At 61.1% G+C, this 14,702-nt stretch carries 14 protein-coding genes and 1 pseudogene; 11 read left to right on the top strand and 4 right to left on the bottom strand.

Features of this window, described 5'->3' with window-relative positions; translation table 11 throughout:
• Positions 1-40: 40 nt before the first annotated feature.
• The 3 genes from ACOYXI_RS06985 to ACOYXI_RS06975 form a co-directional block, all read right to left on the bottom strand.
• Positions 41-382: a type II toxin-antitoxin system RelE/ParE family toxin gene (locus ACOYXI_RS06985; protein WP_460358471.1), complete on the bottom strand. Its 342-nt coding sequence runs from the start codon at positions 380-382 to the stop codon at positions 41-43.
• The gene (gene relB / locus ACOYXI_RS06980; protein ID WP_095136765.1) at positions 315-509 is read right to left on the bottom strand and encodes a type II toxin-antitoxin system RelB family antitoxin; all 195 of its coding nucleotides are present in this window, start codon (positions 507-509) and stop codon (positions 315-317) included. The genes ACOYXI_RS06985 and relB overlap by 68 nt, the downstream gene beginning before the upstream one ends.
• A 253-nt stretch (positions 510-762) precedes the next feature.
• A complete protein-coding gene (locus ACOYXI_RS06975; RefSeq protein WP_134786563.1) occupies positions 763-1,710 on the bottom strand; it encodes a SphA family protein in 948 nt (315 codons plus the stop codon).
• A gap of 210 nt (positions 1,711-1,920) precedes the next feature.
• On the opposite strand from ACOYXI_RS06975, the gene ACOYXI_RS06970 reads away from it, so the two are divergent.
• From ACOYXI_RS06970 to ACOYXI_RS06920, 11 genes are all read left to right on the top strand, one after another.
• Entirely contained in the window at positions 1,921-3,018 is a 1,098-nt protein-coding gene (locus ACOYXI_RS06970; protein ID WP_134786562.1) for an AraC family transcriptional regulator, read from the top strand.
• Positions 3,019-3,201: 183 nt separating this feature from the next.
• A complete protein-coding gene (locus ACOYXI_RS06965) occupies positions 3,202-4,089 on the top strand; it encodes a Dyp-type peroxidase (RefSeq protein ID WP_134786561.1) in 888 nt (295 codons plus the stop codon).
• A gap of 25 nt (positions 4,090-4,114) precedes the next feature.
• Entirely contained in the window at positions 4,115-5,083 is a 969-nt protein-coding gene (locus ACOYXI_RS06960; RefSeq protein WP_461674601.1) for a Gfo/Idh/MocA family protein, read from the top strand.
• 263 nt (positions 5,084-5,346) lie between these two features.
• The gene (locus ACOYXI_RS06955) at positions 5,347-6,093 is read left to right on the top strand and encodes a GntR family transcriptional regulator (protein ID WP_166497284.1); all 747 of its coding nucleotides are present in this window, start codon (positions 5,347-5,349) and stop codon (positions 6,091-6,093) included.
• A gap of 1 nt (position 6,094) precedes the next feature.
• Positions 6,095-7,825, top strand: coding sequence for a fumarate reductase/succinate dehydrogenase flavoprotein subunit (locus ACOYXI_RS06950; RefSeq protein WP_461674600.1), 1,731 nt, complete (start codon positions 6,095-6,097; stop codon positions 7,823-7,825).
• Between the two features lie 25 nt (positions 7,826-7,850).
• On the top strand, positions 7,851-8,096 hold the full coding sequence (locus ACOYXI_RS06945) for a 4Fe-4S dicluster domain-containing protein (RefSeq protein ID WP_003225615.1): 246 nt from the start codon (positions 7,851-7,853) through the stop codon (positions 8,094-8,096).
• Between the two features lie 205 nt (positions 8,097-8,301).
• Positions 8,302-9,726 carry an ABC transporter substrate-binding protein gene (locus tag ACOYXI_RS06940; RefSeq protein WP_461674599.1) on the top strand — a complete coding sequence of 475 codons (1,425 nt, stop codon included), beginning with the start codon at positions 8,302-8,304 and terminating at the stop codon, positions 9,724-9,726.
• Positions 9,727-9,994: 268 nt separating this feature from the next.
• Complete coding sequence (locus ACOYXI_RS06935) at positions 9,995-10,777, top strand: ABC transporter permease (protein ID WP_461674598.1); 783 nt, start codon at positions 9,995-9,997, stop codon at positions 10,775-10,777.
• Positions 10,777-11,625, top strand: a complete 849-nt coding sequence (locus ACOYXI_RS06930) for an ABC transporter ATP-binding protein (RefSeq protein WP_134786555.1) — start codon at positions 10,777-10,779, stop codon at positions 11,623-11,625. Before ACOYXI_RS06935 ends, ACOYXI_RS06930 begins: the two co-directional genes overlap by 1 nt.
• Positions 11,622-12,584: a HEAT repeat domain-containing protein gene (locus ACOYXI_RS06925; RefSeq protein WP_461674597.1), complete on the top strand. Its 963-nt coding sequence runs from the start codon at positions 11,622-11,624 to the stop codon at positions 12,582-12,584. Before ACOYXI_RS06930 ends, ACOYXI_RS06925 begins: the two co-directional genes overlap by 4 nt.
• A complete protein-coding gene (locus tag ACOYXI_RS06920; RefSeq protein WP_098964226.1) occupies positions 12,581-12,859 on the top strand; it encodes a DUF971 domain-containing protein in 279 nt (92 codons plus the stop codon). Before ACOYXI_RS06925 ends, ACOYXI_RS06920 begins: the two co-directional genes overlap by 4 nt.
• 129 nt (positions 12,860-12,988) lie before the next feature.
• Here ACOYXI_RS06920 and ACOYXI_RS06915 read toward each other — a convergent pair.
• A pseudogene (locus tag ACOYXI_RS06915) lies at positions 12,989-14,646 on the bottom strand (phosphoethanolamine transferase).
• Between the last annotated feature and the right edge of the window lie 56 nt (positions 14,647-14,702).

The following is a 14,702-nucleotide window of genomic DNA, read 5'->3' as shown; positions in this document are numbered from 1 at the left end:
CGTGTAGTACGCTTCGGGCGGCCTTTTGGCCGCCCTTTTTTTATGTTGATGAGGTTCGTGGGTATTGTCGTCGGGTGTGGACTAACGTCAGTATTTTGATGCGCCCGTTCACTCGATAGACCAGCAGATAGTTCGGATTGACCACCATTTCCCGAGTGCCTGGCACTCGACCGGCCCGGTAACCATAGGGGATTGATGAAAGCCTTTGCGTTGCTGCACCAACCTTGTGCTGTAGAGCCACGGAAGCGTTGGAATTGTATTGTTCAACGTAATCGATAATGTCAGCCAGATCGTTCAGAGCTTGAGCGCTCCATTCAAGCAGCAGCGCGGCGCTTCCTGCGCATCTCTTCCAGCATCTGGTCAAGCATTGCCATAGCTTCATCATGGGGAATGCCAGGGCTGGGGTCATCGAGTGCCTCCTGTACCTTGGCACGAAACCAGCGATCGTAGCTCTCTGCCTCTTCTTCGGATTCGAAGTCAGAGTAAAACGGGGAAAGTAATAAGCTCATAGTGATCACCGTGATCAATCTCAGCAGTTTAAGTGGGAATGGCCCATTGTCGTCACTGGCAGACGATGTACCCCATGAGCTCTCGAAGAACCATGGGATGACGAAGCCCAGTATCTGCAAGCGCCCCTTTGGAGTCTGCCGGACGTTTCCCTCCGTTGTCCGGCAATCTCGACCGCCGTTGTAGGCCTATTCCTCCACTCTGTTTTTCAGGTTTCCAGCCTACAAATCCGCGCGCACCTTCCTACAAATGCACTCAGAACGCATACGGAATACTCACCTTCGCCCACAACATTTCCCCCTCCGGCCGGTTCTCCACGTCAAACTCCTTGGCCCAGCGAATCTCCGCGCTGGCGTACTTGAGAAAGGTGAAATGCAGCGCCGGGCCAATCGCGAAGACTTTGCCGCGCACGCCGTCATCCACATCCTGCCCGGCGAATTGCACGGTGTGGCCGTACTGTTTGTCGTCGGTGGTCTGCTTGAGGTAATAGCCGTTAAGGCCGAGCATCACATCGTCGGTGATCTTGTAGCTGGCGGAGTAATCGAAGTGGAAGATCTGCCCGGACTTGTAGTCGGTGTCCTTGTTCTTCTCGTTGAAGCTGTAAGTGGTCTTCATCGACACTTCGGTCTTGTCGGTCGGCAGCCAGGTGAAGGAGAACAGCGGCTTGTAGGTGTAGAAATTGTTGCTGGTGTTGGCCAGCCGATCGACGCTGTATTCGCCGGTGGGCACCGTGATCTCCACGGCAGCACCCAGGGTCAGGTTCTTGCCCATGTCCCACAGGATGATCGGCGCGATGGTGGTGTCGCCCATGCCTTCGCGGGTATCGCTGAGACCGAATACCGAGACTTCCTGCTTGAGCCAGGGCTGGGCGATGTAGCCGGCCAGGCGTCCGCCGAACACGCGCACCGGGCTCAGGTAATCAATACGCGGGATCACCGCCGTGGATTCGATTTCGACATTCGGCACCTTGCCGCCCAACGAGCTGATGTTGAGCTTGGTCGACTTGTAATGGTTGTAGTAGAGGTTGAACGCGACCATGTTCTGCGGAAGGCTGTCGACTTCCAGCGGCAGCATGAAAAATCCGTCGGTGCCGGGGCCGATGTTGTCGACGCCGGCTTCGGTGGCCAGGGCCGGCAGGCACGCGGTGCATCCGAGCAAAGTCAGTGCCAGACGCAAGGGGAAAGTGGCGCGGTTCGGGCTCATGGCTGTCCTCATTATTATTGTGGTGGGACGTAGCGCCGGTACGCAGAACGTCCGGCACCATAGAAATAAGCGCTTGGCGCCCGACGGGGCAGGGTATTGGCGGACAGTTAGGGGGACTTCTGCGGACAGTCGGCCAACCCTGTGCTAACTTCCTTCGACATAACCGGTTACAAAAATAACAATCAAGCGTGATCCGGAATGTCAGCCCCCATGAACGTAAAAGTCCAAGACCCCACTTTTGAATTGGCGCTGGTTTCGCCGTTTCTCCTGCAAACCCTCGCTGAAGTCGTGCACAACAAAGGCATCGACCCCGAAAGCCTGTGTCGTGGCCTGGGTTTCACCCTCGAAGATCTGCAGGATCCGGCGCAGCGGATTTCCTACCGCCAGGCCGTGGCGATGATTCAACGGGCGCTCAAAGTGCTGCCCAATCAGGGCCTGGGGCTGTGGGTCGGCGCGCAGAATGTGTTGGGTACGCTGGGGCTGCTCGGGCATGTGCTGTCGCTGTGCAAGACCTTGCGCGATGCCTTTGCCCTCGGCATTCGCCATCAGCACACCTCCGGCGGAATCGTGGTGTCCAGCGTCGACATGGTCGGTGATCGGGTGCACCTCGACGCCGAGTGCCGCTTGCCGTTTGCCGACGTGCAGGTGTTCGCCGTTGAAGAGTTTTTCGCCAGCCTGCTGGTATATGGCCGGGCCTTGGCCGGAGTTGATTTCAAGCCGATCGCCGTGGAGTTCGTGCATGCCGCGCCGGATTACTTGAGCGAATATCACCGCCTGCTCGGACCGGACGTACGCTTCGGCTGTCTGCACAATCGCATGCTGATCGATGCCCGGTGGCTGGACGTCAACCTGCCCAATCACCATTCGCTGGCGCTGCGTCAGGCGGTTGCGTTGCTGGAGCTGGAAGCGGCGCAGGTGCATCAGAAACTCGATCTGATTCAAGCAGTGGAGCGGGCGATTGCCCGGGACCTGAGCCGGGGCAGCCATATCGAAAAAATCGCCGGCGACCTGAACATGAGCGGTCGCACCTTGCGCCGCCGTTTGACCGAGCATGCGCTGACCTTTGAAGCGCTGCTGGAACAGGTACGTCAGGCGCGGACCATGAGTCTGCTGGCCAATCCGGACATGCCCATCGAGCGGATTACCGAAGAAGTCGGCTACAGCGACGTGCGCAGTTTTCGCCGGGCGTTCAAGCGCTGGACCGGGATGAGCCCGAGTGCGTGGCGGCATGACACGAACCCTCACCCCAGCCCTCTCCCGGAGGGAGAGGGGGCCGACCGAGGTGTGTCGCGTCATACATCGACCTGAAAGATTTTTGTCGATTATGGATTCGGTACATCATTTTCAAGTCGGCATATCTCTACAGCTTCCCCCGTTCAGTTCCCTCTCCCTCTGGGAGAGGGTTAGGGTGAGGGGTTTTTAGCATTCTCCAAACCCACACAAACCCTCCGGCCACAGGTAAACTCCCGCGCACTTTCCCAAGGAGTTCACATGAGTTACTACCAGCCGGGCATTCTCGCCACCCCTGTTCCTGCGCAAGCACGTCACCTGTTTTTTGCCCTTGCGTCGGTTGAAGCACTGCCGCAGGCGATCGACAACCTGATGAATCTGGTGGACGGCAAGTCGGCTGTGATCGGTTTCGGTGAATCCCTGACCAAAGCCCTGAACGTGCAAATCGACGGTCTGCGCAGCTTTCCGGCCATGAGCGGCGTCGGCGTGGAAAACCCGTCGACCCAGCACGCACTGTGGGTCTGGCTGCACGGGGTCGACCGTGGCGAGCTGCTCAATCGCAGCCACGCTTTCGAAGCTGCGCTGGCCCCGGCGCTGCGCCTGGTAGACATGCAGGAAGCCTTCCGCCACAAGGACGGCCATGACCTGACGGGCTACGAAGACGGCACCGAAAACCCGCACGATGACGCCGCGATTGCCGCCGCGTTGCTGGGCGAGGGCGCTGATGGTCTGGTCGGAGGCAGCTTCGCCGCGATCCAGCAGTGGCAGCACGACCTCAAGGGTTTCCATAAGCTGTCCGCCGAAGACAAGGACAACATCATGGGCCGTCGCCTCAGCGACAACGAAGAGATCGATGACGCGCCAGTCTCCGCCCACGTCAAACGCACCGCCCAGGAAAGCTTCGCCCCCGAAGCGTTCGTCGTGCGCCGTTCGATGCCATGGATCGACGGTGATCGCGCCGGCCTGATGTTCCTCGCCTTCGGTTTTTCGCTGGACGCCTTCGAGGCCCAACTGCGGCGTATGAGCGGTCTGGAAGACGGCATCACTGACGGTCTGTATCGCATCAGCCGGCCGATCACCGGCGGCTACTACTGGTGCCCGCCCATCAAGGACGGCCACCTCGATCTGCGCGCGTTGCGCATCGGCTGAGTGTTTCAAACACAGGGAGTTGACCATGGACGTGGTGCGTTGGGGCATGATCGGTTGCGGCAGCGTCACTGAACGCAAGAGCGGGCCGGCCTTCTACAAGGCGCCCGGCTCGGCGCTGGTGGCGGTGATGGGCCGACGCCTTGAAGCGGTGAACGATTACGCCGCGCGCCACGGCATCGCCCGGGTCTACACCGATGTCGATGCGCTGATCAACGACCCCGAGGTGGACGCGGTGTACATCGCCACGCCCCCCGACAGCCACTACGCCTACAGCCTGAAAGTCGCCGCCGCCGGCAAGCACTGCTGTGTCGAGAAACCGATGGCGCTCAACGCCGGACAAAGCCGCGAAATGCAGCAGGCGTTTGCTGACGCCGGTCTGCACTTGTTCGTGTCGTACTACCGCCGTTCGTTGCCGCGCTTTGCCCAGGTTCGGCAATGGCTGGCGCAGGGCCGCATCGGCGAGGTGCGGCACCTGAGCTGGACGCTGACCAAAGCCCCCTCGGCGGCGGATCTGGACGGCAGCGCCAACTGGCGAACCGACCCGAGCGTGGCCGGTGGCGGCTACTTTGCCGACCTGGCCAGCCATGGTTTCGACCTGTTCCAGTACCTGCTCGGCGATATCGTCGAAGTCGCCGGTTTCACTGCGCGTCAGGCCGGTTTGTATGCGGCGGAAGACGCGGTCAGCGCCAGTTGGCGGTTCGCCTCGGGCGCGCTGGGCATGGGTTGCTGGAGCTTTGTGGCGGATCGGCGCGAGGATCGGGTGCAGATTATCGGCAGTCAGGGCCGGATCGCGTTCTCCGTGTTTGACGAGCATCCTGTGCAGCTGTTCGCCGATGAGCAGATCAGCCTGGAGATCCCCCATCACGAGCACATTCAGTGGCATCACGTGCTGGGCATGAATGCGCATATTCGTGGTGGTTCGCAGCATCCGGCAGTCGCCGCGCAAGCCCTGAAGACCGATTGGGTGATGGACCAGATCCTCAAACGTCCCTGAATTTTCCTCTGTAAACAAACCCTTGTGGTGAGGGGATTTATCCCCGATCGGCTGCGCAGCAGTCGTAAAACCATGCGCCTCGATCCGTCAGGTAGATTGCATAAGCCGGGTTCAGGGTTGCTTCGCAACCCATCGGGGATAAATCCCCTCGCCACAAAAGTCCCGGTCAACCTGTGTCTAAGGTTATGCCCAAACAATATTTCTCAAGCTTGTCATAACGTCTCTAAGATCACGTCATAACTCGTTATAACAAGTGATCCCTGATGACCGATAATGTCCTGTCCCTCAGTAGCGTCCCGCTGCACACCCAGCTGCGCGATGTCCTGCGCGCACGCATTCTTGATGGCGAATACCCGCAAGACAGCCAGATGCCGTCCGAAAGTGAGCTCGGCACGCTGTTCAAAGTCAGCCGCATCACCGTGCGCCAGGCGCTGGGTGATCTGCAGAAAGAAGGGCTGATCTTCAAGATCCACGGCAAGGGCACCTTCGTCGCCAAGCCGAAAACCTTTCAGAACGTCAGCAGCCTGCAAGGCCTCGCCGAGTCCATGACCGGGCGCGGCTACGAGGTGATCAACCGCCTGCGCAGTTTCAAATTCATCCCCGCCGACAAACGTGTCGCCGAGCGCTTGCAGGTGGCCGAAGGCGAGACCGTGGCGCAGATCAAACGCGTACGCCTGATCAACCGCGAGCCGATCTCGCTGGAAATCACCTACCTGCCCAAAGCCGTCGGCGAACGGCTGGAGAAGGCCGATCTGGTGACTCGCGACATCTTCCTGATTCTGGAAAACGACTGCGGCATCGCCCTCGGCCACGCCGATCTGGCGATTGACGCGGTGCTGGCCGACAGCGATTTGACCCAGGCGCTGAACGTCGAGGCCGGCTCGCCGATCATGCGCATCGAACGTCTGACCCACGACGCCAACGGCCAGCCGCTGGACTTCGAACACCTTTACTACCGTGGCGATGCGTTCCAGTACCGCCTGCGGATCGACCGGCAAAAAGGGGCGTGACATGACCCGCAAGATCTTGGAACAGGAATACGACATCGTCGTGATCGGCGGCGGCACTGCCGGCCCGATGGCGGCGATCAAGGCCAAAGAGAAGAACCGCGACTTGCGCGTGCTGCTGGTGGACAAGGCCAACGTCAAGCGCAGCGGCGCGATCAGCATGGGCATGGACGGCCTGAACAACGCGATCATCCCCGGGCACTCGACGCCGGAGCAGTACACCAAGGAAATCACCATCGCCAACGACGGCATCGTCAATCAGGCGGCGGTGTACGCCTATGCCACTCATAGCTTCGAGACCATCGAGCAACTGGATCGCTGGGGCGTGAAGTTCGAGAAGGACGAGACCGGCGATTACGCGGTGAAAAAAGTCCACCACATGGGCGCCTATGTGCTGCCGATGCCGGAAGGGCACGACATCAAAAAGGTCCTTTACCGCCAGTTGAAACGCGCGCGGGTGAGTATCACCAACCGTCTGGTCTGCACCCGTTTGCTCACCGACGAGGAGGGCGCGGTCAACGGGGTGATGGGCTTCGATTGCCGCACCGCCGATTTCCATGTGATCAAGGCCAAAGCGGTGATCCTCGCCTGCGGCGCGGCCGGCCGCCTCGGTCTGCCGTCCTCGGGTTACCTGATGGGCACCTATGAAAACCCGACCAACGCCGGCGACGGCTACGCCATGGCCTATCACGCCGGGGCCGAGCTGGCCAACCTCGAATGCTTCCAGATCAACCCGTTGATCAAGGACTACAACGGCCCGGCCTGCGCCTATGTGACCGGCCCGCTGGGCGGCTACACCGCCAACAACAAGGGTGAACGCTTCATCGAGTGCGACTACTGGAGCGGGCAGATGATGTGGGAGTTCCACCAGGAACTGGAAAGCGGCAATGGCCCGGTGTTTCTCAAACTCGATCACCTGGCCGAGGAAACCATCCAGAACATCGAAGAGATCTTGCACAGTAACGAGCGACCGAGTCGTGGTCAGTTCCACGCCAATCGCGGCACCGATTACCGCACGCAGATGGTCGAGATGCACATCTCGGAGATCGGTTTTTGCAGCGGCCATTCGGCGTCCGGGGTGTGGGTCAACGAGCGGGCCGAGACCTCGGTGAAAGGCTTGTACTCGGCGGGTGACATGGCTGCGGTGCCGCACAACTACATGCTCGGTGCGTTCACCTACGGCTGGTTTGCCGGGCACAACGCGGCGGATTTTGTCGCCGGGCGCGAGTTCTCGACGCTGGATGCCGCGCAGATCGAGAAAGAGCAAGCGCGGGTCTATGCGCCGCTGGATCGCGAACAGGGTCTGCCGCCGGCACAGGTCGAGTACAAGCTGCGGCGCTTCGTCAACGACTACCTGCAACCGCCGAAAGTGACCAAAAAAATGCAGATCGGCTTGCAGCGCTTCAGCGACATCGAACGCGACCTTGAGCAGATGAAAGCCAACAACGCCCACGAACTGATGCGCGCGATGGAAACCAGCGTGATCCGCGATTGCGCGGAAATGGCTGCGCGCGCCTCGCTGTTCCGCGCCGAGAGCCGCTGGGGCCTGTACCACTACCGCGTCGATCACCCGCAGCGCAACGACAGCGAGTGGTTCTGCCATTGCCATTTGAAGAAGGGCGAAGACGGCCGCATGACCAGTTTCAAGAAACCCGTCGAGCCGTACATCATCCCGCTCGATGCCGAAGAAATGCAGGCTTACGACCGCTTGCGGGTGGGCGCGTTCGCCGCTTGATGCATCACCAGAGAGAGTCCGAACCATGGCCTATCAAGCCCAGGAAATCTTCTTCCGCTCCAACGCCCCGGTCACCGTGGACGAGGACAAATGCATCGCCGAGAAGGGCTGCACCGTGTGCGTCGATGTCTGCCCGATGGACCTGCTGGCGATCAACCCGGCCACACAGAAGGCCTACATGGCGTTCGATGAATGCTGGTACTGCATGCCGTGTGAGAAGGATTGTCCGACTGGCGCCGTCAAAGTCGACATCCCTTATCTCCTGCGCTGAACCCTTTCCCCTGTAGGAGTGAGCCTGCTCGCGATAGCGGTGTGTCAGACAACACATCGACATCCAATACACCGCTATCGCGAGCAGGCTCACTCCTACAGAGATCTACGACACCCTAAAGCTACCCGGAAACCCCGGACGCTAATTTACAGACCCCCTCGTTTCCCACCGCGCCCTGATCGCGGCGGAGACGAACATCCAATAAATGATTCGAGGGGAAACACTCATGTTGCGTGCAGCAATCGCCGGTCTGGTACTGGCTTCATTCACCCTGTCGGCCTCGGCCGAAACCATCCGCATCGCCATCGGCACCCAGGACACCACCATCAATTGCGCCGCCGGCGGCCTGTTGATTCGTGAACTCGGCCTGCTCGACAAATACCTGCCGCACGACGGCGCCTACAAAGACGCGAAATACGACGTGCAGTGGAAGAATTTCACCAGCGGTGCGCCGCTGACCAACGAGATGGTCGCCGGCAAACTCGACTTCGGCGCCATGGCCGATTTCCCCGGCGCGTTCAACGGGGTGGCGTTCGAAACCGCCGGCAAGCACAGCCTGTTCATCAGTGTGTTGTCGGGCAGCATCAAGGGCAGCGGCAACGGCATCGTGGTGCCGAGCGCGTCCGGGGTGCAGGCGCTGAGCGAACTCAAGGGCAAAACCATCTCGGTGCCATTCGCTTCGACCGCCCACGGCATGTTGCTGCGCGCGGTGGCGGAGCAGGGTTGGGACCCACTCAAAGACGTCAACATCATCGCCCAGCCGCCGGAAGTCGCCGGCTCTGCATTGCAGGCCGGCAAAATCGACGCTCACGCCGATTTCGTGCCGTTCGCCGAGCTGTTCCCCAGCCGTGGTTTCGCCCGCAAGATTTACGACGGCGCCCAGGCCAACGCGCCGACTTTCCACGGTGCACTGGTGGATCAGGCCTACGCGAAACAGTACCCGGAAATCGTCGTCGCCTACCTGCGGGCGAGCATCGAGGCCAATCAGTTGCTGGCTGCTGAGCCTGAGAAGTACAGCGAGCTGATCGCCAAAGTCACCGGCGTCGATGCCGAGGTCAACTACCTGTTCCACGGCCCGCTTGGCGTGCAGACCCGTGACCTGAGCTGGAAGCCGGAATACCGTCAGGCGGTGGGCACGGCGATCGACACCCTGAAGCTGCTGAAGAAGGCCGATCGCGGCCTCGACCTCAACACCTTCGTCGACGATCAGTACATCCGCGCCGCGTTCAAGGCCGCGAACCTGGATTACACCGCGCAACTCGCCAACTACGCGCAAACGCCGTTGAAAGCGCTGGATGCGGTGACCGGCAAAGCCATCACCGACTTCAGCCACGTCGCCGAAATCTGGGTGCGCGGCGAAGACAAAGTACGCCAGTACGCCTCCGCCGAATCGGCCTTCACCGCGTTGGCCGCGTTGAAGCAGGAAGGCAAAAACATCCGCGCGGTGTATGCCCAGGCCAGTGACAGCGGGATCAAGCTGCTTGCCGATCAGGCGTGGTTTGCCAGCGATGCCAAGGGCCGCTTGAGCGCGTTTCTGCTCAAGGGCCAGGCCCAGCAATATGCGGCGGCGCAGGGTGGCAAGGTCTTCGACTTTACCGACGCCACGACCCAGGCCGTGGCTGCCCGCTAATTGAAGATCAAAAACTCACCCTCACCCTAGCCCTCTCCTGGAGGGAGAGGGGACTGAACGAGGTGTTTGCGGGAGCTAAGCCGACCTGAAATATCGAGCCGAACTCAGTTTTTGAAAATCATGAATATCTGCTCGCTATCGAGCCGAACCGAGATTTTGAAAGGCTTGAAGATCTGCTCCCTTTCCCCCTCGCCCCCCTGGGGGAGAGGGCTGGGGTGAGGGGGGCGATCTCAGCCATCACACCGCTCCAAACATGGAAACCCGATTCATGAAAATCCCAAAACCCCGCTGGATCACCAGAGCAACCTCCATAGCGCTCTGCCTGCTGTTCTGGCAACTCGCCGCGAGCCACCACTGGAACCTCGGCCTGGTCACCTTCGCCAACGTGCCAACCCCGTTGGCGGTGATCGAAGCGGCGTTGGGCCTGGGCGACTCCGGCAAGCTGCTGCAGCACCTGAGCGCGAGCCTCGGCCGCGTGTTCGCTGGCTATCTCGCGGCATTGATCATCGGCATTGCCCTGGGTCTCGCCATCGGCCGCTCGAAATGGGCCGAAGACCTGCTGCTGCCACCGCTGGAAGTGCTGCGGCCGATCCCGGCGGTGGCGTGGATTCCGCTGGCGATCCTGATGTTCCCGTCGTCGGAGCTGTCGATGGTGTTCATCACCTTCACCGGCGCGCTGTTCCCGATCCTGCTCAACACCGTGCACGGCGTCGAAGGCGTTGATCCACGGCTGATCGCCTCGGCGAAAAGCCTCGGGGCAGGGCGCCTGGCGATTTTGCTTGAAGTGATTTTGCCCGGCGCCGCACCGAGCATCATCACCGGCCTCGCCATCGGCATGGGCACCTCGTGGTTCTGTCTGGTAACCGCCGAGATGATCTCCGGCCAGTTCGGCATCGGCTACTACACCTGGGAGTCCTACACCATTCAGAACTACGCCGACATTGTCGTTGGCATGCTGCTGATCGGTGTGCTGGGCATGGGCAGCAGTCTGCTGATCAAGCGCCTGGGCGGGCTGTTCACGCCCTGGCATCGACCACGAGGAAAAGCCTGATGAGCGCAATGCAAACCCCGGAAGGGCGAATCGATATTCGCCAGTTGTCGATCGTTCTCGGTGAGGGGCAGCAAGCCTTCGAAGCCGTGCAGGGGCTGGATTGCCAGATCGAACCGGGCCAGTTCGTGTGCATTCTCGGCCCGTCCGGTTGCGGCAAATCGACCTTGCTCGGCGCACTCGCCGGACACTTGAACGCCCATACCGGCAGCCTCAAAGTCGATGGCGGCGAGGTGTTCGGGCCGTCGCCGCAACGCGGCATGGTGTTCCAGCATCACACGCTGTTTCCGTGGCGCACGGTGCGCGACAACGTCGCTTTCGGCCTGAAGATGCGCGGCATCGGCAAAACCGAGCGCCAGCGTGAGGCCGACGAAATGCTCAAACTGGTCGGCCTCGACGGCTTCGCCGAGCGCTGGCCCGATCAGCTCTCCGGCGGCATGCAGCAACGGGTGGAAATCGCCCGGGTGCTGGTCAACCGTCCACGGCTGCTGCTGATGGACGAGCCGTTCGGCGCGCTGGATGCCTTGACTCGCTTGAACATGCAAGAACTGCTGCTGGACATCTGGACACGGATTCGCACCACCGTGGTGTTCGTCACCCACGACATCGACGAGGCGCTGTTCCTCGCTGATCGCTTGCTGGTGATGAGCGCGCGTCCGGGGCGAATCATCGAAGACCTGCGCCTGGATTTCCCACGCCCGCGCACTTCTGAACTGGTCACCAGCACCGAATTCTCCCGCCTCAAGCGCCATTGTCTCGACCTGCTGCGCCACGACAACTCCCGCCCGCTGCCGCGCCTCAACCCGCTCGGCCTGCCTCCCGAAAACCCCTTGCCGCGATTTGCCCTATGACCTCATTTTTTGCTGTGACCGATAACGACGACATCCTCGCCCTGCAACCGCGTCTGACCGCTGACGATGCCGGTGTGCGACGCATTGCCCTGATTGATTTGGCGGATCTGGAAGAACCGGATGGCCTGCTGTGGCTGGTCGAAAGACTGAGCGAAGATCCCGCCGAAGAAGTCCGCGCCGAAGCCGCGCGGCTGCTGGAAGCCTGGGAGGACGAACCGGTAGTGGCTGCGCTGTGCCAGGCACTGACCGATCCATCTGCGGCAGTGCAGGCAGCCGCTGCGCAAAGCCTGAGCCTGCTCAAAACTGAAGCGGCAGGCCGGGTGATTCTGCCGTGGACCGGTCATGCGCAAGTCAGTGTGCGCATCGCCGCGTTTCGGGCATTGCGCGAACTGCGTTTCGCCGATGCCGCGCCGGCTGCTATCACCGCGTTGAGCGACGCCGATGCCAATGTGCGCCGCGAAGCCGTGGGTGTGCTCGGCTGGCTCAAGCAGCTCGACGCACTGCCGGCTCTGGCGCGTCTGGCCAGCGCCGACCCGGACACCGAAGTGCGCCGCGCCGCCACCGGTGCCCTAGGTCTGGCATCCAGCGTTGAGGTGCTGCCGGCCCTGCGTCAGGCGCTGCAGGACGCTGCCTGGCAAGTACGCGAAGAAGCGGCCACGACGCTGGGCAAGGTCGGCCACAGCGACGCTGGTCCGGCGTTGATCGCAGCCCTCGGCGATGACTACTGGCAAGTGCGCCTGCGTGCTACCCGCAGCCTCGGTCGCTTGCGTTTTGCACCGGCGCTGGACGCCTTGATCGAGACCCTCGGCCATCGCATCAGCAACCTGCGCAAGGAAGCTGCGCTGGCCCTCGGTGAGTTGCATGATCGCGGCGCGGTGGCGGCGTTGCAGGCGGCGCAGGATGACGGCGATCCGGAAGTGCGCAAAGCGGTGCGGATTGCCTTGAGTCAGTTGCAATGAACCCGCTGTCAGTCGGCAATTCGCAGAGCCAGCGGACGCTGCGCCTGAGCTGGCCGGACGGCCGCGAATCGCTGTTCAATCACGCCGAACTGCGCCGCCAGTGCCCGTGCTCGCAGTGCCGCGCGTTTCGCCTGAAAGGTGTGACGCCGCTGGTGGATGAGCGTGTTCGCCTGATCGAAATCAACCCGCAGGGCTACGGCGTGCAACTGGTGTTCAGCGACGGCCATCAACGCGGGATCTACCCGTGGGACTATTTGGCCCAGCTGAGTGCTTGATATGCCGCAGCCTCCTTGTAGGAGTGAGCCTGCTCGCGATAACGGTGTATCAGCCGACATCATTGTTGAATGACACACCGCTATCGCGAGCAGGCTCACTCCTACAAGGGAATTTGCGCGATATGCGAGCTATTGCGCAGCCGTCATGGCTGGCCGGCACCCGCGAAACACATCCAGCCCCGGCTGATACAGCGCGGTCTTCACCTCGAACAAGCCCAGCACCGAATGGAACAGGTTGTCATGGCTCAGGTCCGGCTGCCCGGTCTTGCCTTGCAGGCAATCGCGATCAATGCCCAGTTGCGCCAGGGTATTGTTGCCAAACCACATCACCATCGGCACATGCGTCTGCGCTTCCGGCGCCAACGCATAGGGCGCGGCGTGCAGGTACAGGCCGTTTTCACCCAGCGATTCGCCGTGGTCGGAGACGTACAGCATCGAGGTATCCAGCGTGTCCTGATTGCGCTTGAGCAACTCGATGACCTTGGCGAGGAAGTGGTCGGTGTAGAGGATCGTGTTGTCGTACACGTTCACCAGTTCATCGCGGCTGCAACTGCCCAACTGGTTGGTGTGGCAGATCGGCTTGAAGCGTTCCAAAGCTTGCGGATAACGCTCGTAGTATTCCGGGCCATGGCTGCCGTCGGCGTGCAACACGATGATCGCGTGGCCCTTGAGGCTGTCGATGTAGCTTTGCAGGTCGGCCAGCAGTGCTTCGTCGAGGCAGTTGTTGCCGTCGCAGAACGGCCCCGGCTGGTTCTTCGCGATGTCGCGGTGCGGCACGCGCAGGCAGGTGCCTTTGCAGTCGCTGTTGTTGTCCAGCCACAGCACTTGCACGCCGGCGCGTTGCAGGATATCCAGCAGGCCTTCGTAGGTTTTGCCTTTCTTGTCGCTGTAGTCCTCACGCGGGAACATCGAGAACATGCACGGCACCGACACTGCCGTGGACGTGCCGCAGGAGTGCACCTGGGTGAAGTTGAGGATGTCCAGTTTGCTCGCTCGGGATTGGTCTCGCGCGCATAGCCGTTCAGCGAAAAGTGATCGGCGCGGGCGGTTTCGCCGACCACAAATACCATCAGCGATTTCTTCTCGCGGCTGGCGGCTTTGGCGCTCATCACCGCGTCTTCACCGATAGCCTGCACCACAAAGTGCTTTTTGATGCCCAGGCGCTGCTTGGTGTATTTGCTGATGGCGTAAATGTAGTTGGTCGGGTTGATGAAGTGGGTGAGCTTGTCTTCTTCGCGGAAGATCGGCGCATAGGTCGAATAGAACGCGCCCACCGAGGCGCCGATCACCAGCACGCAAGCGACAATCACCAGCAGCTTGTTGAGCAGGCCGCGAAAGAACGGCCGATAACGCACCGGCCAGCGCCAGATCAACACCGCCGGCAGCACGCCGAGCAGCAACACGTAAGCCAGCAGCTTGCCGTTGAACAGCGCAGCGGCTTCGCCCGGGTTGGTTTCGAAGACGTTCTGGATCATCACCGTGTCGATGGTGATCCCGTATTCGTTCATGAAATACGCAGCGCAGGCCGAGAGCAGGGCCACCACAGTCAGCGCCGGTTTCAGCGTCCAGCGAAACGACACCAGGGTCAGCAGCAGGGTGATCGCCGCCCACAGGAACAGCCCGAACGAAGCGAAAAACGCCAGTTTGTGTGCACCTTGCAGGGTGATCAGCGTACCCAGCGCCTTCCAGGTCGCCAGGTTGTACAGCGTCACCAGTGCCAGGGAAAACAGCAGCACCAGACGGGTTGAAGTGATGGACGGTAAACGCAGTCCTTTGCCCAAAGCCATTACAGACATTCCTCTAGCAGAATAGAAAACACGCGCGGTAACGCGCGTAACTGTAG

This window comes from Pseudomonas sp. G3-19, assembly GCF_054855875.1.
This window is presented reverse-complemented; position numbering and strand designations above follow the sequence as displayed.

What these genes read in the sequence shown, in the direction of transcription:
- ACOYXI_RS06935 (WP_461674598.1), top strand. Translation starts at nt 9,995, where the DNA reads ATGAAAATCCCAAAACCCCGCTGGATCACCAGAGCAACCTCCATAGCG.
- ACOYXI_RS06945 (WP_003225615.1), top strand. Translation starts at nt 7,851, where the DNA reads ATGGCCTATCAAGCCCAGGAAATCTTCTTCCGCTCCAACGCCCCGGTC.
- ACOYXI_RS06970 (WP_134786562.1), top strand. Translation starts at nt 1,921, where the DNA reads ATGAACGTAAAAGTCCAAGACCCCACTTTTGAATTGGCGCTGGTTTCG.
- ACOYXI_RS06940 (WP_461674599.1), top strand. Translation starts at nt 8,302, where the DNA reads ATGATTCGAGGGGAAACACTCATGTTGCGTGCAGCAATCGCCGGTCTG.
- ACOYXI_RS06930 (WP_134786555.1), top strand. Translation starts at nt 10,777, where the DNA reads ATGAGCGCAATGCAAACCCCGGAAGGGCGAATCGATATTCGCCAGTTG.
- ACOYXI_RS06965 (WP_134786561.1), top strand. Translation starts at nt 3,202, where the DNA reads ATGAGTTACTACCAGCCGGGCATTCTCGCCACCCCTGTTCCTGCGCAA.
- ACOYXI_RS06955 (WP_166497284.1), top strand. Translation starts at nt 5,347, where the DNA reads ATGACCGATAATGTCCTGTCCCTCAGTAGCGTCCCGCTGCACACCCAG.
- ACOYXI_RS06920 (WP_098964226.1), top strand. Translation starts at nt 12,581, where the DNA reads ATGAACCCGCTGTCAGTCGGCAATTCGCAGAGCCAGCGGACGCTGCGC.
- ACOYXI_RS06950 (WP_461674600.1), top strand. Translation starts at nt 6,095, where the DNA reads ATGACCCGCAAGATCTTGGAACAGGAATACGACATCGTCGTGATCGGC.
- ACOYXI_RS06925 (WP_461674597.1), top strand. Translation starts at nt 11,622, where the DNA reads ATGACCTCATTTTTTGCTGTGACCGATAACGACGACATCCTCGCCCTG.
- ACOYXI_RS06975 (WP_134786563.1), bottom strand. Translation starts at nt 1,710, where the DNA reads ATGAGCCCGAACCGCGCCACTTTCCCCTTGCGTCTGGCACTGACTTTG.
- relB (WP_095136765.1), bottom strand. Translation starts at nt 509, where the DNA reads ATGAGCTTATTACTTTCCCCGTTTTACTCTGACTTCGAATCCGAAGAA.
- ACOYXI_RS06985 (WP_460358471.1), bottom strand. Translation starts at nt 382, where the DNA reads ATGAAGCTATGGCAATGCTTGACCAGATGCTGGAAGAGATGCGCAGGA.
- ACOYXI_RS06960 (WP_461674601.1), top strand. Translation starts at nt 4,115, where the DNA reads ATGGACGTGGTGCGTTGGGGCATGATCGGTTGCGGCAGCGTCACTGAA.